Consider the following 19,348-nt stretch of genomic DNA (forward strand, 5'->3'; position numbering starts at 1 on the left):
GTGGGTGGGCTGATCGCTTGGGGACTGGTGAGCGGGTGGTCGTCTCACGTTTTACTTCTTACGTCTTACCGCTTTTAAGGAGTCTGCATCATGGCAGAACCGCTTTTGGAGACATCGACCGAGACAATGTCTCCAAAAATTATCCAGGAGCAAGATGACGCGGCAGAAGAGGTGCATGCATTTATGGGGTCTTTGCGACCCTTTTGGGGACGCGCATTGCTCTATATTGTCTTGCTGTTTGTAGGTATTGCCATTATCTGGGCGTGGTGGAGTAAGGTAGATGTGGTAGCATCAGCCCCTTTTCGGTTGGTGCCTTTGGGACAGGTGAAGACGATGCAGGCGCAGCGAGGTGGTGAGATTGAGTTGATTGGTGTTAAGGAAGGAGATCATGTCGAGAAAGGCCAGGTATTGTTCAAGCTCAAATCGTGGGAGACCTGGGGAGATTTGCGGGAATGGGAACAGGCAAATATGGTTTTTCAAAAGGCAGAGTACGATTTCAAGACGGTGTTGCCTCAAAGGGCGAGGTTGAATCGAGAGACGATAGGGGCATTGGAACAACGTCTTTCCGTTTTGCAGCGGTTTATGGAGGCACATCAGAATGCGCTGGAAGATTATCAAAGCGATGTGGGCGGTGTTGAGGGATCGAAAACCAAAACATCTGATGCGGGGTTGCAAGCGCAGATCGGGTTTCGTCAGGCTGAAATTGACCTTATGAAAGGAGAGTTTTTACAGCAAAAGACGCTGTTTGAGCGCGAATTGATCAGCCGGGCAGATATGAATCGCGCGCGCGTGCAGTATTTGAGTGCTCTCTCCGCGCTTCCATCGCGCATGTCGGAGATATACAAGAATGAAATGGCTGTGGCTGATCTCAAGCGTCAAATCACAGAAGCGCGTATTGCACACGAGCGCGAGGCATCGCAGATGCGACACGCTTATGAAACCGCACACTTGCGATTGGAACAGGCGCGCAAGCGCATTGATCGCACCCTCGAAGCCGAGTCGGATTTGATTCTGGCTTCTGTATCGGGCATTGTAACACAGGTGATGGTGAATGCAGTTGGACAGGTGATCAGTAAGGGGCAACCTTTGGTTGCACTGGCACCGGCCTCAGCGCCGATGGTTGCAGAAGTGATGGTGTTGAATAAAGATGTGGGCTTGCTCAAACCCGGGCAATTGGTCAAGCTGAAATACGATGCGTATGCCTTTCAGGATTTTGGTATCAAACGCGGATGGCTTACATCCATCTCGCCCGATGCGGTGATTGATGAACGTATTGGACCGATATTTAAGTGTGTTGTCGAACTGGAAGAAAATACGATGCGTGTGAAAGGATATGACAAGCCTCTGATGTTTGGTATGAAGGGCACGGCTGAGATGATGACAGATCGGCAATCGGTTTTGCTGATGTTGCTGAGTCCCTTGCGACAGCTTTACGAGTCGGCGAAGTACGATGTGCAGGAGGGTGCGTTGTGATGTCAGAAGTACTAATTCAGGTCAATGATGCCGAGGTGTTATTGAGCCAGATCGTGCGGCAGATGGGTGTTGCTGATAATCTGCGTTTTTTTAATGAATTTGCGCGCAGGGAATTGATACGGCAACTCGCCCGGCGTGAGGGTGTTTGTGCAGCGCGTGAAGATATTCAGCGCAAGGTAGATGAATGGCGGTATCAACATCGCCTGGAACGGGTGGAAGATACAGAGGCCTATCTCGCAAAGCGAGGTATTACGCTTCAGGATGTGACAGAAGATGCCGAGGTGAGGCAACTGGAGTATTTGCTGTCTGAGAAGATTGCTGGGGGACAGGTCAAATCCTATTTCGCTCAACACACACTGGCTTTTGATGAGGCGGAGATTTGCTGGATTTTTCACACGGATAAGGGTGTGATTGACGAGGTTGATTTGCAGATTCGAGACGATGGTGCAGATTTTTACGCGATGGCGCGTCGGTTTTCTCAAGATGCACGCACGCGATCAGGTAGTGGCTTTTTAGGCCGTGTGCGGCGCAAGCAGTTGCCAAAGGGGATTGCTGCGCGCGTTTTTGCCGTGTCACCAGGTGAAATTTTGGGTCCGGAAAAAGTATCGAAAGGCTTTGCGCTGTACCTGGTGCAAGAACGCTACCCGGCAACACTAAGTGAACGAACAAAAAAGGAGATCCGCAAACACCTGTTTAATCAGTGGTTGCAACGCGAAGTGCAGCGGGCAGATATACGGTATCCGATTTGGCAGACGGAAATTAAAAAATAGGTTCTTGTAAAAAGTTAAAAAGTCAAAAGGACAGGTCCGCACTAAGGCATCACAGCTTCTTTCCCCTGGTATTCTCGGATCCAGCCTTTTAATGGCACGTCCTCTTCTGTTGGGGATGTGTAGCCGTGAATGCCAGAAGGGGAATGCCGGCACATTTGCTTTCGGATTGGACTTAGTTCCTCCCAGAAATTTTCCACATTGCAGTCGCCGCGCGCTTGAAGCCAGCGATAAGCGTATCCGTAGAAGATCACCTTGCGGGGTTGCGTCCAATAATTTGCACTCGCCGAATGCCACAACCGCCGGTCAAAAATAACGGCTGATCCCCGGGGAGCGAGGACGGGTATGGCGCCTTTTACCATCTGATTGCGATTTCCGTTCGGCCAAATCATCTTGTCTTTTAACTGGCTTCCCGGTATGACGTGAAAGTTGCCGCGTCCCGGTTCGCTTGTATCCGATAGAAAGTAGGCCACTTTGACCGATAAGCGCGGCCTTGGGCTTGTCTCCATCTCTTGATTCACGCGCCCGGTATCTTGATGCCAGCCGATTCCCAAACCGCGTTTGCTATCCGGTGGTTCGGGAGGCGTGACGTCCATGTGTGCCAGATAGATTTGAATATTCCATCCCAAAATCCCCCAGACTTTTGGAAATGTGGTGTAGTGATCTATCAGGTCAATAAATACCTGATCCCGCCCTATGAAGTCGAGTTCGTGAACACGCTTATGTGGTTCGATTTTTTGCTTTTCGCGTTCTACGGCATTGACGCGGTCAACCGCTCTGGTCAATTGTCTTCTTTTTGCGTCGCTCAGCGCGTTTTCAATGATCAGATAACCCCGATCTTCAAATTCGAGCCGTTCGTCTTCGGTCAGGCAATGATTTAGCCAGCGTCTGTTCATGGCGTATCTCCTATTTAAGAAAAGAGTTTGGCCTTCCTTTTTTTGCGATCCAGAATATAGAATTTGATAAGCCCTATCCCGCCGATCAGACCACAGGGGATTACAATGAAGCGGTACATTGAGACCTCGTCATACCGAAGCGATGCACCGGTCGCGCCCATTGTCGCTATGACAAATGATATGTGAATGAGTTTTTGAGATAGGTTTTTATTGACAAAGGTAGAGATCAGAATCAACGCGAGCGCGGTGTGGAAAATGACAAATCCCGTATATCCGTTTCGCACGGCGAGGTCGAATTGCCAGTCATAGCGATAAATCCACACCATGAGCACATGTACCAGAATGATGAGTGCAATAGCGCGCCACAGCGCGGTCGGATGTTGTCCCCGCAGGGTGAGTACGACCACTGTGGTTAAGCCCACATATCCTGTGATCGCCAATAAAAATGTGATGAAAATTTCCGTTGTTCCCGTTCCTACCATCGAAACTATTCTCCTTTTTTTGAGATGCAATATATGGCATGATATTCTGAGAACAAGAGTGTTTCACGGGGCAGTGCATGTGTGCATTTGAAGGGCATCATGCAAAACGGGTTACGACATATTGTCATAACCCGTTGTTTTTTTTGGAGCCGCCCAGCGGACTCGAACCGCTGACCGCCTGATTACAAATCAGGTGCTCTACCAGCTGAGCTAGGGCGGCTGGTCCGTCAAAGATATACAAGTGAATGTTTTTTTGCAACCTCAAACCTGCTGAGAGAGCGGATAGCTATGGCTAAAAAAACGATGTTTTGTGTTTTTGCTCGCGTTCGTAGCGTTCGATGCCCAGTTGAATGAGGCGATCAATCAATTCCGGATAAGAAATGCCACTGGCTTCCCACAGCTTGGGATACATACTGATCCGCGTAAAGCCGGGAATGGTATTGATTTCATTTACAACAAAGGTGCCGTCATTTTTGAGAAAGAAATCCGCGCGTGCCATGCCCTCACAGCACAGGACTTGAAATGTGCGAATGGCAAGGGTCTGCACCCGTTTTATAGCTTCTTCGGATAAATTGGCGGGGATGTGTAAGATCGCGCCTTTTTCATCCAGATATTTTGCTTCGTAAGAATAAAACTCGTGCTGTGGCAAGATTTCGCCGGGGATTGAAACAATGGGTGTTTCGTTGCCCAATACCGAACATTCGATTTCTCGCCCCTCGACAAAAGCCTCGATCAGGACTTTTTTGTCGTAGCGGAATGCTTCTTTCAGCGCGGGGATTAGCGCGCTTTTGTGGTGTACCTTACTCACGCCGACCGATGAACCCAAATTTGCTGGCTTTACAAATAGGGGCAATCCCAGTTCTGAAATCACATCATCTACATCCAGATTGTCCAACTGGAATTGATGTACTGTTCGCCACGCGGCAACGGGAATATTTGCATCGCGCAATAAGCGTTTCATCACGTCTTTGTCCATTCCCACAGCCGAGCCGAGTACATCGGCACCTACATAGGGGACATCGGCCAATCTCAAAAATCCCTGTACTGTACCGTCTTCTCCCAGCGGACCGTGCAAGACGGGAAAGACCACATCGACCGAGTCGGACGCAGACTGCCCCACGAGTTCACCGCGCCCCTCTGGCATCAACGTAATCAGTGCGTTTTGATCTGCGTCAGAGAGTCCCTCCGTATTGGCTTCGGGCAATAGTTGTTCGGCTTCGTTTAAGAACCATTGGCCCGATTTGTCGATTCCTATTGGGACGACTTCGTATTTGGTCTTGTCAATCGCGTCAATGATGTTGCGCGCAGATTGTAGTGATACTTCGTGCTCTGCTGATTTTCCACCAAATAGTATTCCCACGCGGGTCTTTTTCATTTTTCTCTCTGCTTTTTTTTTCGTCGCCACCACCAGAATCCGAGTATGCCCACAACCATTAAAATTGCCAGTATGCGATTATAAGTTTTCAGTACAGCGACTACGATTTGCCAGTTTTCGCCGACCGTAAAGCCAAAGTAGATCAGCAGACTATTCCACAATAATGTGCCAAATAACACGTAAAGCGTCATGCGCAGGGGGTGCATCTGGCTGATGCCAGCCACAATACCGACAAATATCCGCACAGCGGGCAAAAAGCGGTTGAAAATGACGATTTTGTCGCCATAGCGATTGAACCATGTTTCGGTGCGGTGCAGGTTTTCTTCATTCAAGAACTTTATATTCAACCGCAAGAAGAACGATCGCCCTTTTACAAATGCGATGGCGTAAAGGAGCAAACAGCCCACTGCGCTGCCTATCCACATTGCAAAATACGCAGGCCAGACAGCGATTATTCCAATGCCGGCCAAATATGCGCCGAATACAATCAGGGTATCACCGGGAATGATAGGTACTATGTTCTCTAAAAAAGCACCCAGAAACAAAAAAAAGTAAATCCACTCTGGTGGTTGGTCTCTCAAATAGGCGAGAAAAGAATTCCAGAGTTCAGTAAAGTAAGGAAAAAAAGAATTCCAGAGTTCAGTAAAGTACTCCAATTTGTATCCTTTGGATGTGACACAGGAGGCGATTACATTTTTGAATAAACTGCACAATAAGTCAATAACTTTTTATTAACGCTACCGCCTGTGCTGCTATGCCTTCTTCGCGTCCGATAAAACCCATGTATTCGGTTGTGGTTGCTTTTACCGATATGAGGTCAACCGACACTTCCAATGCGCGTGCTATGTTTTCGCGCATTTGTTCAATATACGGCGATAGTTTTGGGCGTTGCGCCATCACGGTTGCATCCACATTGAGCACCTGCGCGTGTGATTCTTTCAGGATGTGAGTCACGTGCGCCAGCAATGTGAGACTCGATATATCTTTGTACGCGGCGTCTGTATCGGGAAAGAGTTGACCAATGTCGCCGGCACCCAGTGCGCCCAACAGGGCATCGATGACGACATGGGTCAATACATCTGCATCTGAGTGACCCTGTAGCCCTTTTTCGTGGGGAATGTGTACGCCACCCAAAATTAGCGCACGGTCCTCCGCGAGTTGATGCGCGTCATAGCCCTGACCAATTCGCAATGTCGGTGTCACTTCGCCTCGTTGTTCTAAAATGTGCAAACCCATGTCGAGGTCTTCTATCGATGTAATTTTGATATTGTCCGCTCGCCCGGGCACAATGGTTACTGCTTCGCCCAAACGCTCTACCAGAGCCGTATCATCTGTGCCCAGATATCCCGATTCGCGTGCGGCACGATGGGCGCGGAAGATCACGTCGCGGCGAAATGCCTGGGGTGTTTGCACGGCTCGCAATGTCGATCTGTCCAGAGTTTTTGCGACTTGATCGCCCTGCACGCGTTTTATTGTATCTGTTACTGGTGTACCCAAAACAGCGGCGCCGTGTTCAGTTGCTGCCAGGACTACGGCATTGATCTCTTCGGGTGTTACATAAGCTCGCGCGCCATCGTGGATAGCAACTACGTCGGCATCTTGCGGGATCGCGTGTAGGCCGCAGGCCACAGAATCCTGTCGTTCTGCACCGCCAGCGATCACTTCGACGACTTTGGAAAATTTTTTCTTTCCGAATTGTTCTCGACAAGTATCGATGTCCTCACGCCCCACGACCAGCACAACGCGGTCAATGCGGTCTGCGCGTTCAAATGCGGTCAATGTCCAGGCCAATACGGGACGTCCGGCAAGGTCGAGAAATTGCTTGGGAATATGCGTGCCCATTCGTTTTCCCGATCCAGCAGCGAGAATGATGGCGTAGTTCATGATAAGCTTTCAGATTTTTGCGCTCATATGTTATACTGGTCCTGTTCCCGTTTGGCCCAGTCGGCGTTGACAAACATGTTCAGGCCGGGATCGGCGTATATGCCGTCTATTTTGTCGCCGTCGTGCTGTCGCAAGAAGTCGATGTCGATCTCTACGCCCCAGCCCGGGCCACCGGGCAATTCGAAATGACCATCTACGACTTCGGGGTACGGCGTTCCCGCGCGTTTGACGTGCTCATCTGCAAAATCATTAAAGTGTTCGAGCACTTTGCCATTGCGGAGGGTTGCCATCAAGTGAAGGGTCGCAACTGTGGTGATAATTCCGCCGACATTGTGTGGCGCAACCATCACGTTGTAGGTTTCAGCCGTGGAGGCGATTTTCTTGGTTTCCAGCAGGCCGCCACACTGGTTCAGATCCGGCTGGATGATATCCACGACCCGCATGGGAAATAGGTCTCTAAATTCCGCGGCTTTGTAAAGCCGTTCTCCGGTCGCAATTGGGATGGATGTATGTTGCGCTACTTTGGTCAATGCGCCCAGGTCTTCCGGACGCGTCGGTTCTTCAATCCATCCCGGACGCAGGTGTTCAATTGCTTTGGCGATTTCGATGGCTTGATGGGACGCGAACCGACCGTGCATTTCCACAAATATCTGTACGCGGTCACCCACGACGGAATGCACGGCTTCGATCAATTCAACGGATTTGAAAAATTCGTCGCGCGTCAGTTCCAGGTTGCCATTACCAAATGGATCAAATTTTAGACCGATATATCCGCGGTCGATCACTTTTTGAGCTGCTTTGGCAAATTCTTCTGGCGAACGCTCCACTGTGTACCAGCCATTTGCATAAGCGGGTACGCGTTCAATGGTTTTGCCGCCGATGAGATTGTACACGGGCTGATTGGTCAATTTGCCAATGCAATCCCAGCACGCCATCTCTACGAGTGCCAGCCCCGTCATCACAACTTCACCTGGCACACCAAAATCGTGGAGTGTGAATCGACAATATAGGTCCTCTATATCGTACACATTGTGCCCGATAAAATGTCGTCTGGTATCTTTCAGAAACTCCAGCACGGTATGTGTTTTGCCCAGGACGCGTGCTTCCCCAACTCCGCGCGTGCCGTCTTCCAATTCGATAAATACATACGTCAAATTGCGCCAGGGCGTTCCCAGCACATAAGTTTCGTAATTTTTGATTTTCAAAGGGTACTCCTTTTTCGCTATAATATCATCATTGCATCGCCATAACTGTAAAACCGATAGGCTTCGCGCACGGCTTCCCGATATGCTCGCATCGCAAAATCGCGCCCCATGAATGCGGCGATGAGCATGAGTAAAGTAGATTCTGGCAGATGGAAATTTGTGATTAGACCATCTACCAATCGAAAATTGTAGGGTGGATAGATAAAGATATGCGTCCAGTCCGAGCCGGATTTTAGTTGCCAATTTGATCCGATTTTTACTGCTGCGGACTCGAGTGTTCGCACCGATGTCGTTCCCACTGCGATGACGCGCCCGCCATTTGCCCGGCATCGATTGACGGTTTCTGCCGCGCTTTCATCAATTTTCCAAAATTCCGCACCCATTTTGTGATCGCGCACATCGTCTGCTTTCACTGGTTTGAATGTGCCGGGTCCTACATGTAGCAGGATTCGCGCTAAACTTATGCCCAATGCTTCAATTTTTGCCAACAGAACGGGGGTAAAATGAAGCCCCGCAGTGGGAGCAGCGACAGACCCGCGCACGCGCGCATAGACCGTCTGATACCGCTCTTTGTCAGAGGCGCAATCTTCCCGCCGAATATAGGGCGGCAATGGTACATGGCCATGTGTTTTTAGGAGTTCATCCAGCGATCCTTTGCCCTCAAACCGCACGCGGCGGTTGCCCGAATCGAGTACGTCTTCGACCGTGGCAATCAGGTCAGATCCTTCAAAAGCAATTTCAGCCCCAATTCGCAATCGCCGTCCAGGCCGCGCCATTACTTCCCAGCTATCGCCATTGGGATGCAGGAGCAAAAGTTCTACTGCACCTCGAGTGATTGGCCGGTATCCTTTTAGACGCGCGGGAAATACCCGCGTTTCGTTCAATACCAGACAATCGCCTGCGCGCAAAAAGTTGGGCAGTTCTCGAAATGTTCGATGTACAATCTCGCGGTGCGTGCGATTTGCTACCATCAAACGCGATCCATCGCGCTCAGCCGTTGGGTATTGTGCGATCAGGTGATTGGGTAATTCGTAATAAAAATCAGAACGTTTCACTGGATGAATTTTAAAAAAGTGAGAATATGGCAATCGTATCACTCAAAGAGCGATGGAAAGTGACGATGGGGTTCTGCTGGCTCTCTGAAGAGTATCTGCTGGCGCGGTGTCAGTTCTGTGTTGGTTGGCGGTTGGACGCGATTGGGTCTCCAGGCTGTGTGCGCTACGCAATATTTGTAAAGGAGAGAGCGGCGTTCGTGCTTGCTGTACCAGGCCGATGTCCCGTGCGTTAGAGCTTCGGAAAATAAAATAGCGGAGCCAGCAGGTGCATGTGGAATGATTATAAGGGGCGATTTTTCGGGGGCATCGAATATCTTTTGGGGTAATCGGTAGTTGCTTTTGTGGCTACCGGGAATGCAGCAGAATCCCCCGTGGTCTGGCCCTGCGTCTGTGAGGCTCCACGCTACAACCATGAATCCGTCGGTGATCTCGTGTTTGGGAAAATTAAAGTATTTGCCCGGCATCGATCCAGAAATGGGTGACATGGCGCCGTAGTCGGCGTGCAGACGCCCTCTTCCCATGCCCGCTTTCATGTACATGCCATAGAGGCGGTCAAGGCGAAAGCAGTCGCCCAATCGGAAGCGCAATATAGACATAATTTGAGGGTGATCAAGGAGGTCGCAAAAGGGTTTTCCCCATTGCAGAAAGCCCGGCCCGTCTGGCGCGCTGCCAAATCGCTGCGTTTCGCCCGGTGGGGGCAGTTTTTGTCGGTCAAATAGTTCATTGAGTGTTGCTACTTCGTCTGCGGTTAAGACGTTTTCAACGACGAGATAGCCCTGCAAGTCGAGCAGGTATTGTTGTGTTTCAAGGTCCTCCATAATATCCTCCTGTTGTTTTTAAATGATGTGGTGTAATGTCCTGGGGGATGATATTGATTGGACTATATTAGATTTCGACTTTGGACGCAAGGAGAAAGACCAGCAAATGGTCAGTTGCAAAATCAGGTAGGTGGTATTATATTTTGCTGTGTCTTATTATTTTACGCAAAGAAACGGTGTGTATCACGCCGTTTCTTTTTTTCCAAATAACAGGAGTGTGCTATGGCAGTTAAAACGTGTCTTATGGTGGGCGGTGGTGGTATGGCAGGGGGCTGGATCAATCGCATGACGCAAAAATTTGGAGATCGCATCAAAATTATCGGTCTCGTCGATGTCAATCGGGATGTGCTGGATCGTCAGGCGCAGACACTTGGTCTGTCTAAAGATCAACTTTTTACTTCACACGAAGATGCTGTGTCCGCTGTCAATGCCGATTTTTGTGGTGTGGCAACACCGCCGCCGTTTCACGCGCCGGCAACAGTTGCCGCGCTTGAGGCGGGCATGCCCGTGATATCTGAGAAGCCGATTGCAGATACGCTCGATGCGGCTAAAGACATGGTTCGCGCTGCCCAAAAGACGGGCTTGCCCTGCGCCATTATTCAAAATTATCGCTATGCCCGAAATAAGCAGGAACTCGTTCGAATTCGCGATGAGGGACGCCTCGGTCGGCTGCAGCATATTGTTGGACGATATGCTTGCGATTACCGAGAATTTGAGTCGTGGGGCAAAGCCTGGCGGCATACGATGGAATTTGGTCTTCTCTTTGAAGGCTCGGTGCATCATTTTGACATGCTGCGTTTTCTTTCAGGTGGCGATCCCGATACGCTTATGGGATTTGGCTGGAATCCCGAATGGTCGAGTTTTGATCACCATTCGAGCGGGATGTATCTCGTGAATATGGACAATGGTACGCATGCGTTTTACGAGGGTAATAGCTCAGCGGCGGGTATTACCAACTGCTGGCATCGGGAACACTACCGCGCTGAATTTGAAGAGGGGACGGTCGAGATTGCCGAGGGTGCTACTGTGACTATTCACCGCGTTGGGCAAGAGCCAGAAGTTTATGAAGCGCCTGAAATTGAATGGGAAGGTCACGATCATCTTTTCGATGAGTTTCTCGACTGGCTCGATGGGGGGCCGCCTTCCGAGACGCGCATTGAAAAAAATATTATTTCGTATGCTATGGTCATCGCCGCAATGGAGACGACGCTGGATGGACAGCCGAAGAAAATCGCAGATTATGTTTCGGATCTCGATTTGTAGCCATAGATCAACTTACCAAATCGCAAAAAAGCCCCCGTAACACTGTTGCGGGGGCTTTGAATTGGTCGTTTTTCGCCTATTAGCAACACCCTGTGCTCGACAAGATGCCTCTGATATATCCGAGCGTGAATGCGAGGTCACGGTCGATACCTTCAGGCGTTTTGGAGCCGACGCATTCTACGTAGAGTGGACCTGTGAATCCCCCGCCGATTAGTCCGGATAAGATGCGGTGAAAATCGACTTCACCATCTCCTGCTGTGGTCTGTACATTGGGGTTGTTCTCAGAGTCCAATGCACAATCTTTTACAATCGCTGTTGAGGTGTATTTTGCAATATCATCCACTTCCTGCTCTGGGCGCACTTCGCCGCGCGTGTAGTGAATGATGTTGCCCGGGTCGTAGCTTACCGCAAATGCGGGGTGATTGACCTGGTGATACAGATCGATCAATTCTTTTGCTGTCAGGCTGATACCCCCATGAGGCTTGAGGGAGATGCCCAGATCTAAGGTATCCGCGTGTTCGGCTGCACGGCGCATGACTTCGGGATAGATGCCGTAATATTCTTTTTTTCCCGTTCCCAATTCCAATATCCACTTTGCGCCGAGTTCGGCGGCGTTATCCAATAATTGTTTATACGCATCTGCTGCACCATCCACACCGTGCTCCAACAGCGCTCTGCCGAGCAACATGGATGGATTGACGCCCGCCTGGGTAGCGGCTTTTTTGGCGGCTGCGATTTGCGCGGCACTGCTTTCATTATTTACGGGTATAACCCCATCGTGTGCAAATACAGCTACGTCTGTATATCCAGCGCTTGCGATGTGTTCACACGCCTCTGCAAATGACAGGGCGTTGAGAGGTCGCGTTGTGCTGCCAATGACCAGTTCCATCATTTACTCCTTCCTCGTTTTATCCGGATTGTTTACCCGTGGTTGTTAAGGTCTTTCCCGCAATGCGGGCATTTATTTTCGCGATGAGATTCCTGCATGGCTTCGACAAAGCCAGAACTCAAGATGCCGGCGGGTAAGGCAAACATCCCAACGCCCAGTACGGCAATTATTGCCCCCAGGAATTTGCCCAATGACGTTATGGGAAAGACATCGCCATAGCCCACGGTTGTCAGGGTTACTATTCCCCACCACATGGTTGTTGGAATACTCGAAAAGGCTTCGGGTTGTGCATAGTGTTCGACAAAATACATCAGGCTGGATACGATGACTAATAAGAGCGTCAATGCAAATGCTACGATATAAAGTTCATGGCGTTTTTGCCATATTACCCGGCCAAACATTTGCATTGAATGCGAATAGCGGCCCACTTTGAGCAGGCGAAATAATCGCAACAAGCGCAGGGGCAGCGTATATTCGGGCGGTATTGTGACGAGTAAAAAGACATAATAGGGAAATATGGCGATGAAATCAATCAGTGCCAGAGGCGTCAGCATAAATGCCAACCGCCCAGTCAGGGAGCGCGCAAATTTTTTATCTGCGGTACAACACCAGATACGCAGCAGGTATTCAACGGTGAAGATCAGCACGCATATAGTTTCAAAAAGCTCGATAAACTCGCCATAAGTCTCATTAATTCCCTCGACGGTTTCGAGTATGACCATTGTCACATTCAGGACGATGAGGGTGATTATAAAAAGATCAACTATGCGGCTCAGCAGATCACCTTCTTCGGCTTTTTCCAGGATTGCGTACAAGTGTGTTTTTGCGGTCATCGCGTTTACCTCCCGCTCCAAAATAGAATTGTTTTGTGATCTTTACAAGTGAATATTAAGAGGTGAGATGTAAGACGTAAGAGGTGAAGGTCGCAGTCCCCAGTCCCCTGGGGTGGATTGTGGGGCGAGGCTCATCAAAGGAGTTTTATTTGTCTGATCTTTTAAAAAATCCAATTGTCCGGGTTATTTTTGCGCTTATTTTTGCGGTGGTTCTGGTGAGCGTTTTGCCGGGGAACCGGGAGCGCGTTTTACACGAGCAACTGTTGACTGCGATTCCCAAATTGGCGGAACAGTTCGGCGATCATCAGTGGATGCTATCGCCAGATGCGGATCGCGTGTTGCAGAAGGCTTTTGCCGAAGCACAAGGTCGTCGGCCTGATGCGTCTTCTGAAGGTATAGAAATTGTATTTCGCGGCGTGGCAATCTCCGAGGGTTATCACCTCGTTGCTGTGCGCGGTTCTGATGAACGAGGAGAAGTTTTGTCGCCTGTTACGGCGTGGAGTCTTTTTCCACCTGTTGCTGCGATTCTGGTGGCTATTATCAGCGGGCGTCTTATTCTGGGGCTTTCGCTTTCTATTCTCGCGGGGGGATTTCTCGCGTCGCTGGGTGAACCCCTTTATTATTTGCCGGTTGTTGCGCTGCAAAAATCCCTGATTGGCTATGTTTGGACGCCTTTGGAAAGTTCGTTTCAGCTCTATATTCTCGCGTTTACTGCAGGGCTTATCGGTATGGTGCGCGTTACCACGCTTTCGGGTGGCAATCGCGGTATTGCCAATGTGCTTTCCCGACGTGCCGAGGGCGCGCGTTCAACGCGGTTGGCGGCATTTTTTATGGGGCTTGCTATCTTTTTTGACGATTATGCAAATTCTATTGTGGTGGGTTCTACTTTGCGCCCGATAGCGGACCGATTCAGGGTGTCGCGGGAAAAACTCGCGTATATTGTCGATTCAACTGCCGCCCCTATCGCGGGTATTGCGATTATCAGTACGTGGATTGGATACGAAGTTAGCCTTTTTCAGGATTTAATGACGGATCTCAAGACCGGGTTGTCGGGATACCAGCTTTTTTTTAATGCTCTGCCTTTGCGTTTCTATTGTTTGCTTACGCTTACTTTTGTGTTGCTTTCTGCTTATCTGCGCCGCGATTACGGGCCTATGCTCGCCGCAGAACGCCGCGCACAAACAACGGGTCAGGTGATGCGCCCTGGCGCGACGCCAATGACCGGACGAGCACAGGACGAAATTGGTCCTGTTGAGGGCGTCCGTCCCGTGTGGTGGGCGGCTATTTTGCCCGTAATTCTCGTTATTGTGTGCGTCATTGGGGGGATGGCTTTTGATACTTGGGATCACGAGAGGGTTCTCGCTGCGCGGCGGGATTATGGCTTGATGAGTAGCGCGTTTTGGAGTGCGTGTTTTTCAAATGCCAATACTGCGCAGGTTCTTTTTGTGGCGGCAATGCTCGGTTCTGCACTCGCGATTGCGATAGCTATTACGCGCAGGCAGGTTGAGACGGGTGCGCGGGTTATTTCTGTGGGGGATGCTGTTTCGACATGGGCGCGCGGTATTGTCGGCGTGTGGTATGCGATTGTTATTCTGATTCTCGCATGGGCGATCAAAGAGGTCTGTGCAGATGCGGGTACGTCAACTTATCTCACCGCGGCACTTTCTCCGCTTATTTCTCCGGGGCTGCTGCCTTTGCTGATTTTTCTGCTCGCTGCTCTTGTTGCATTTTCAATTGGCACGTCCTGGACGACGATGGCGATTCTCATTCCTACAGTTGTTCCGCTCGCACATGCGGTGGGGGGGCTACCACTGACGATACTGGCAGCCGCGGCTGTGCTTGATGGGGCGATTTTTGGCGATCATTGCTCGCCTATTAGCGATACTACGGTGATGGCGAGTATCGCGTCGTCGTGTGACCACCTTGATCACGTTAAAACACAACTTCCCTACGCGCTCACGACGATGAGTGTCGCGGGTATTTTTGGCTATTTGGGGACGGCGCTGATTTATCCAGGGTGGATTGGTCTCGTTCTGGGCCTGATTACCATTCCAATAATTCTTCTCGCTATAGGCAAAAATCCGGATGGATAGCGGTTAGTTCGTCCAGACTCTGCCAGTTTTATCTTTGCGCTCTATTGTTTTCTTGACTTCTATTTTTGAGTGATACATGCATGCCTTGTCATATATTGAGGATTTGAGATTTTAACGGAGGTGGCTATGACGATTCAGGAGCAGTTGCACTACGAGCAGGTCAATGATGAATCGCTGAGTTTTCTCAAAGCGATTGGCGTTGACTATCTGACGATCAATCCGTCGATGGATATGCGCGATGGCAAGGACCGCCGCGCGTACTGGGAAGATATGCGAGATAGAGCTGCCGATCACGGCCTGGTTTTGAGGAATGCCGCCAGCTATGGTTGGGATGAATTTACTCTGGGATTGGAAGACCGGGATGAAAAAATTGATGCCTGGTGTATGTTTATCCGCAATTTGGGTGAGGCAGGTATTCCCACTCTGGGATACAATTTTAAGCCGATTGGCAATTTTCGCACAGAGTCGGCGACGGGTCGCGGCGGCGTCAAATACAGCACGTTTGATTACGACGAATGGGCGAGCGAGCGCGTGTATGTGCCCGACAAAGTAATTTCAGAAGCCGGCATGTGGGAAAATATCGAATACTTTTTGAAGCGCGTAATACCCGTGGCCGAGGAATACGGCGTGAGGATGGCATTGCATCCGGATGATCCGCCCATTCCCGAACCGATGGGCGGAGCCGCGCGTATTGTATCGACATTGGAGCAATATCATCGCATCTTTGACCTTGCTCCCAGTTCGTGTAATGCCATGCTATTTTGTCAGGGGTGCGTGGCTGAAATGGGCGAAGATGTTTGCGAAGCGATCCGCGATATTGGCGGTCGGGACAAAATTGTGTATGTGCATTTTCGAGATATTCAAGGTACGCCGAGAAGTTTTCGAGAGGTGTTTATCGATGAGGGGCAAAACGATATGCACCAGGCGATGCAGACCTACAAGGACGTGGGGTTTAACGGTCCGTTTATGATGGACCACACCCCCAGGTTCTGGCAATCGGGTACTGAGTGGGCAGGGCGCGCATTTGCCGTGGGGTACATGCGCGCATTGATTCAGGTGGTTTATTGAGGACGGTGAGACGCTTTTAAAAGGAGAGCAATATGGGCAAGAAGACGGCAAGTTCTCAGAAGGTTGTCAAGGTTGCCATGATCGGTGCGGGGGGGCGGTCGCGCAGTGTACACTATCCCTCGCTGAACGATATGGACGATGTCAAAATGGTGGCCGTATGCGAGTTGAATGAAGTGCGTATGATTGAGGTGGCGGGGGAGTACGATATTCCAGCGCGATACACCAATTATGTGACGATGATCGAACGGGAAAAACCCGATGTGGTGTATGCGATTATGCCACCGCATCACATATACGATCTGGCGGCAAATATTATGGAGATGGGCGTTAATATTATCATTGAAAAACCGCCTTCAGTGACGACCGAACAGGCTAAGCAGATGGCGTTGTTAGCGAAAAAGAACAATGTGATTACGGGCGTGACATTCCAGAGGCGGTTTGCGCCAGTGATCCGCACGGGAAAAGAAATATGTGAAAAGAATGGGCCAGTGCACAGTGCGGCGTCGTATTTTTTGAAAAACGAAGTGGGTGGACAACCCATTTACAAGGGGGCGCTGGAAAAACTGACCTGCGATGGTATTCACGCGGTGGATACGCTGCGATATTTGTGTGGTGGAGAAGTAGAAGCCGTGGCGAGCGATGTGCGGCGATTGGATGCCACGTTTAGAAATATGCACACGGCGCTGGTGAAGTTTGCGTCTGGCGCGACAGGTGTGCTACAAAATTGTTATATGATGGGACGGCGGATGTTCACGGTGGAAGTGCATTCGACGGGTATTTCGATGTTTGGCGATCCCGAAGAGGGCGGGCAGGTATTTGCCGATGGCAAAGTCGAACCCGTAAGGTCGCTTGATCCATGGATACTGAGCGAAAGCGAGCAGCCACATGTCGCTTTTGGGGCTTATGCCATTAATCGCCATTTTATCGATTGCGTAAAAACAGGCCAACAACCCGAAACAAATTTTGAAGATGCGGCAAAATCTATGGAATTGGTTGATGCGATTTACGATTCACAAATCGGATGAGATGTAATTATTAAGGAAAAGGCGGGATGTATCGCATCCCGCCCTTTTTGTTTTTTAAGCCGATATTTGTTTGTGCGATTTCTCAAAGCCCCAAGTCATCGGAAATATCATTCATCGCATCGCGTACAAAAGCGATATGATCGTCTAATTCTATGCCGAGTTCTTCGGCGCCGGTTAGAATGTCTTCCCGTGAGACATTTCGGGCAAAGCCTTTTTGTTTTATTTTTTTAAGCACTGAAGAGACTTTGAGATCTGCGAGTTTTTTGGTGGGTTGCATCAGAGTTACAGCCACGATGAATCCAGTCAATTCATCTACTGCAAAGAGGGCTTTATCGAGCAGGCTTTCTCTGGGCACTCCCAGATAGGGCGCGTGTGCTTTAATCGCATGGATCATTGCTTCTGGATATCCATTTTCCTCGAGTATTGCCACGCCAAACATGGGGTGTTCTTCGGGCGTCGGATGTTTTTCATAGTCAAAATCGTGTAGCAATCCGGTAATGCCCCACAAGTTCTCATCTCGACCAAATTTTCGCGCATAAGCACGCATCGCAGCTTCTACTGCGAGCATGTGTTTGATGAGATTGATGTTTTCCGTATGCTCGGTCAGCAATGTAAAGGCATCATCGCGGTTGAGTGACATGGGAATTTCCTGGTGATAGTTTTACAACAGATGTCCATTTCCACGTGTCCGGCGCTTTACTTCGCGCAGGGTGGCGAGTGACTTTTCGAGCGCATTGGACACAGTTTTGAGGCGTTCATTGGGTGAGGTGCTTTCCAGAAGTGCTTGCTGTTCATCGAGGGATAAGGTGAGGTTTGATGCGAGGATGTATGAAAGTGTACCCAGTTCCAGAGTGGGTATTTGGGGCGATATCCAGCCCGATGAGAGCTTCATGGCTTCGGAATAGAGTTTTTTGGCGCGGTTTCCCAAAGCGATGTCAAAAGCTTCGTCGTCGTCTTCTACGTCTTCCACAAAGCCCGATATATACGGATGGATATCGTATTGCTGGATAACGCGAAAGCGTCGCGTTCCTTCAATTAAGATGTTCATTCGGCCATCGGGAAATCGATTGAGCAGGCCGACAACACGCGCCGCGCATCCGATGTCGTTAAAATCGTCGTCTGTGCCCCATACAAGACCAAATTCGGTGTCGTTGTCAAGGCATTCACCAATCATTTGCTTGTATCGCTCTTCAAAGATATGCAAGGGAACACGCCGGTGTGGTAGCAGCACCATGTCGAGGGGAAAGAGGGGAAGTTCCATTGGATCAGGAGGCGGGTTTTTGATCGCTGTTTAAGAGAATATCGAGCAATTTTTGGGTGGCGATTGACAAACTGCGTCCTTTGCGAAAGAGGATGCCCAATGGACGCTCAAAGTCTTGATCTACAAAGTGCAGATATGATAGGGTTTTGCGAGCGAGTTCTTGCTCAATGGAATTGAGTGGTAAAATAGAGATGCCAATATCGACTTCTACGGCGTGTTTGATGGGGGCTATGTGGTCGAGTTCCATGACGATATCGGGGCGTATTTTGTATTTTTTTAAGAACTGATCAATGGCGCGCCGAGTTGGGGTTTCGGGGGTAAAGAGAACCAGCGGAAATTTGTTGAGTTCTTGTGGTAAGAATGCGTTGCGAGAAGCCAATTCATGATCGGGATGCATGGTCACGACCATCTTATCCTGTGAAAAGGGCATCACATCTACATTGCGTTGGGTGCGGGGATATGGCACAATGCCCAAATCGACTTCGCCATTGGCAACATCGTTATAAATTTTATTTACCTGATCGTATTGGAGACGGAAATTAACCCGGGGATAGGCTTTGAGGTAGGTTTTGAGAAAGGGTGTGAGTTCGAGCATTCCCACACTGTAAATAGATGCCAGACGAACAGTTCCCGAAACCACTCCTCCCAGTGCCTGGATGCGGTGTTCCATTTCTTCGTAGCGTCGGACAATTTCTCGGGCATAAGAGTAAAAAATTTCACCTTCTGCTGTGAGTGTTAGGCGTCTTTTTTCAACTCGTTCGATGAGTTGTTTTCCCTGACGTTTTTCAATGCTTTTGAGTTGCTGGCTTACAGCGGATTGGGTAACGGAATTGAGGACAGCGGTTTTGGAAAAACTCTGCGTTTCAATCAGGTCACAGAAGACTTTCAGACTTGTAATCAGCAAGGGGCTTTCTCCGTTGTTAAAATTATAAGAGGATATGAAATTGTGAGAGGGTGTAAA

Annotated in this window: 19 protein-coding genes and 1 tRNA gene; 6 read left to right on the forward strand and 14 right to left on the reverse strand. The window is 49.7% G+C overall.

Annotated elements, in window-relative coordinates:
• Positions 1-90 precede the first annotated feature (90 nt).
• Positions 91-1,473: an HlyD family type I secretion periplasmic adaptor subunit gene (locus F4Y39_16355; protein ID MYC15295.1), complete on the forward strand. Its 1,383-nt coding sequence runs from the start codon at positions 91-93 to the stop codon at positions 1,471-1,473.
• The gene (locus F4Y39_16360; GenBank protein ID MYC15296.1) at positions 1,473-2,243 is read left to right on the forward strand and encodes a hypothetical protein; all 771 of its coding nucleotides are present in this window, start codon (positions 1,473-1,475) and stop codon (positions 2,241-2,243) included. The genes F4Y39_16355 and F4Y39_16360 overlap by 1 nt, the downstream gene beginning before the upstream one ends.
• Positions 2,244-2,284: 41 nt before the next feature.
• Here F4Y39_16360 and F4Y39_16365 read toward each other — a convergent pair whose 3' ends face one another.
• From F4Y39_16365 to F4Y39_16405, 9 genes are all read right to left on the reverse strand, one after another.
• On the reverse strand, positions 2,285-3,136 hold the full coding sequence (locus F4Y39_16365; GenBank protein MYC15297.1) for a hypothetical protein: 852 nt from the start codon (positions 3,134-3,136) through the stop codon (positions 2,285-2,287).
• A gap of 14 nt (positions 3,137-3,150) precedes the next feature.
• A complete protein-coding gene (locus F4Y39_16370; GenBank protein ID MYC15298.1) occupies positions 3,151-3,618 on the reverse strand; it encodes a hypothetical protein in 468 nt (155 codons plus the stop codon).
• A gap of 144 nt (positions 3,619-3,762) precedes the next feature.
• Positions 3,763-3,838, reverse strand: a tRNA-Thr gene (locus F4Y39_16375).
• A gap of 72 nt (positions 3,839-3,910) precedes the next feature.
• A complete protein-coding gene (gene ddlA / locus F4Y39_16380; GenBank protein ID MYC15299.1) occupies positions 3,911-4,993 on the reverse strand; it encodes a D-alanine--D-alanine ligase in 1,083 nt (360 codons plus the stop codon).
• Positions 4,990-5,715: a DedA family protein gene (locus tag F4Y39_16385; GenBank protein ID MYC15300.1), complete on the reverse strand. Its 726-nt coding sequence runs from the start codon at positions 5,713-5,715 to the stop codon at positions 4,990-4,992. The genes ddlA and F4Y39_16385 overlap by 4 nt, the downstream gene beginning before the upstream one ends.
• On the reverse strand, positions 5,711-6,877 hold the full coding sequence (ispD, locus tag F4Y39_16390) for a 2-C-methyl-D-erythritol 4-phosphate cytidylyltransferase (protein MYC15301.1): 1,167 nt from the start codon (positions 6,875-6,877) through the stop codon (positions 5,711-5,713). The genes F4Y39_16385 and ispD overlap by 5 nt, the downstream gene beginning before the upstream one ends.
• 23 nt (positions 6,878-6,900) lie before the next feature.
• Positions 6,901-8,082, reverse strand: coding sequence for a mandelate racemase/muconate lactonizing enzyme family protein (locus F4Y39_16395; protein MYC15302.1), 1,182 nt, complete (start codon positions 8,080-8,082; stop codon positions 6,901-6,903).
• Positions 8,083-8,099: 17 nt separating this feature from the next.
• Positions 8,100-9,137, reverse strand: coding sequence for a tRNA preQ1(34) S-adenosylmethionine ribosyltransferase-isomerase QueA (queA, locus tag F4Y39_16400; protein ID MYC15303.1), 1,038 nt, complete (start codon positions 9,135-9,137; stop codon positions 8,100-8,102).
• Positions 9,138-9,175: 38 nt separating this feature from the next.
• Positions 9,176-9,955, reverse strand: coding sequence for a phytanoyl-CoA dioxygenase family protein (locus tag F4Y39_16405; GenBank protein ID MYC15304.1), 780 nt, complete (start codon positions 9,953-9,955; stop codon positions 9,176-9,178).
• Between the two features lie 243 nt (positions 9,956-10,198).
• On the opposite strand from F4Y39_16405, the gene F4Y39_16410 reads away from it, so the two are divergent.
• Entirely contained in the window at positions 10,199-11,218 is a 1,020-nt protein-coding gene (locus F4Y39_16410; GenBank protein ID MYC15305.1) for a Gfo/Idh/MocA family oxidoreductase, read from the forward strand.
• A gap of 79 nt (positions 11,219-11,297) precedes the next feature.
• On the opposite strand, the gene F4Y39_16415 is transcribed toward F4Y39_16410, so the two are convergent.
• Together F4Y39_16415 and F4Y39_16420 are read right to left on the reverse strand one after the other, a co-directional pair.
• On the reverse strand, positions 11,298-12,110 hold the full coding sequence (locus F4Y39_16415) for a sugar phosphate isomerase/epimerase (protein ID MYC15306.1): 813 nt from the start codon (positions 12,108-12,110) through the stop codon (positions 11,298-11,300).
• A 29-nt stretch (positions 12,111-12,139) separates the two neighbouring features.
• Entirely contained in the window at positions 12,140-12,940 is an 801-nt protein-coding gene (locus tag F4Y39_16420; GenBank protein MYC15307.1) for an ion transporter, read from the reverse strand.
• 149 nt (positions 12,941-13,089) lie between these two features.
• Between F4Y39_16420 and F4Y39_16425 the strand changes: the two genes are divergently transcribed.
• The 3 genes from F4Y39_16425 (at position 13,090) to F4Y39_16435 (ending at position 17,126) form a co-directional block, all read left to right on the forward strand.
• The gene (locus tag F4Y39_16425) at positions 13,090-15,033 is read left to right on the forward strand and encodes a Na+/H+ antiporter NhaC family protein (protein ID MYC15308.1); all 1,944 of its coding nucleotides are present in this window, start codon (positions 13,090-13,092) and stop codon (positions 15,031-15,033) included.
• 126 nt (positions 15,034-15,159) lie between these two features.
• Positions 15,160-16,101, forward strand: coding sequence for a TIM barrel protein (locus F4Y39_16430; GenBank protein ID MYC15309.1), 942 nt, complete (start codon positions 15,160-15,162; stop codon positions 16,099-16,101).
• A gap of 32 nt (positions 16,102-16,133) precedes the next feature.
• The gene (locus tag F4Y39_16435) at positions 16,134-17,126 is read left to right on the forward strand and encodes a Gfo/Idh/MocA family oxidoreductase (protein ID MYC15310.1); all 993 of its coding nucleotides are present in this window, start codon (positions 16,134-16,136) and stop codon (positions 17,124-17,126) included.
• A gap of 82 nt (positions 17,127-17,208) precedes the next feature.
• Here the strand turns inward: F4Y39_16435 and F4Y39_16440 are convergent, their stop codons facing one another.
• From F4Y39_16440 to F4Y39_16450, 3 genes are all read right to left on the reverse strand, one after another.
• Entirely contained in the window at positions 17,209-17,766 is a 558-nt protein-coding gene (locus F4Y39_16440) for an HDIG domain-containing protein (GenBank protein ID MYC15311.1), read from the reverse strand.
• A gap of 21 nt (positions 17,767-17,787) precedes the next feature.
• Entirely contained in the window at positions 17,788-18,387 is a 600-nt protein-coding gene (locus tag F4Y39_16445) for an ATP-dependent protease (GenBank protein MYC15312.1), read from the reverse strand.
• A gap of 4 nt (positions 18,388-18,391) precedes the next feature.
• Positions 18,392-19,348 (reverse strand): LysR family transcriptional regulator (locus F4Y39_16450; GenBank protein ID MYC15313.1); only part of this gene is annotated, 957 nt, incomplete at its 5' end.

The organism is Gemmatimonadota bacterium (genome assembly GCA_009838845.1).
Lineage (GTDB): Bacteria > Latescibacterota > UBA2968 > UBA2968 > UBA2968 > VXRD01.

What these genes read in the sequence shown, in the direction of transcription:
- F4Y39_16355 (MYC15295.1), top strand. Translation starts at nt 91, where the DNA reads ATGGCAGAACCGCTTTTGGAGACATCGACCGAGACAATGTCTCCAAAA.
- F4Y39_16360 (MYC15296.1), top strand. Translation starts at nt 1,473, where the DNA reads ATGTCAGAAGTACTAATTCAGGTCAATGATGCCGAGGTGTTATTGAGC.
- F4Y39_16365 (MYC15297.1), bottom strand. Translation starts at nt 3,136, where the DNA reads ATGAACAGACGCTGGCTAAATCATTGCCTGACCGAAGACGAACGGCTC.
- F4Y39_16370 (MYC15298.1), bottom strand. Translation starts at nt 3,618, where the DNA reads ATGGTAGGAACGGGAACAACGGAAATTTTCATCACATTTTTATTGGCG.
- ddlA (MYC15299.1), bottom strand. Translation starts at nt 4,993, where the DNA reads ATGAAAAAGACCCGCGTGGGAATACTATTTGGTGGAAAATCAGCAGAG.
- ispD (MYC15301.1), bottom strand. Translation starts at nt 6,877, where the DNA reads ATGAACTACGCCATCATTCTCGCTGCTGGATCGGGAAAACGAATGGGC.
- F4Y39_16405 (MYC15304.1), bottom strand. Translation starts at nt 9,955, where the DNA reads ATGGAGGACCTTGAAACACAACAATACCTGCTCGACTTGCAGGGCTAT.
- F4Y39_16410 (MYC15305.1), top strand. Translation starts at nt 10,199, where the DNA reads ATGGTGGGCGGTGGTGGTATGGCAGGGGGCTGGATCAATCGCATGACG.
- F4Y39_16415 (MYC15306.1), bottom strand. Translation starts at nt 12,110, where the DNA reads ATGATGGAACTGGTCATTGGCAGCACAACGCGACCTCTCAACGCCCTG.
- F4Y39_16420 (MYC15307.1), bottom strand. Translation starts at nt 12,940, where the DNA reads ATGACCGCAAAAACACACTTGTACGCAATCCTGGAAAAAGCCGAAGAA.
- F4Y39_16430 (MYC15309.1), top strand. Translation starts at nt 15,160, where the DNA reads ATGACGATTCAGGAGCAGTTGCACTACGAGCAGGTCAATGATGAATCG.
- F4Y39_16435 (MYC15310.1), top strand. Translation starts at nt 16,134, where the DNA reads ATGGGCAAGAAGACGGCAAGTTCTCAGAAGGTTGTCAAGGTTGCCATG.
- F4Y39_16440 (MYC15311.1), bottom strand. Translation starts at nt 17,766, where the DNA reads ATGTCACTCAACCGCGATGATGCCTTTACATTGCTGACCGAGCATACG.
- F4Y39_16445 (MYC15312.1), bottom strand. Translation starts at nt 18,387, where the DNA reads ATGGAACTTCCCCTCTTTCCCCTCGACATGGTGCTGCTACCACACCGG.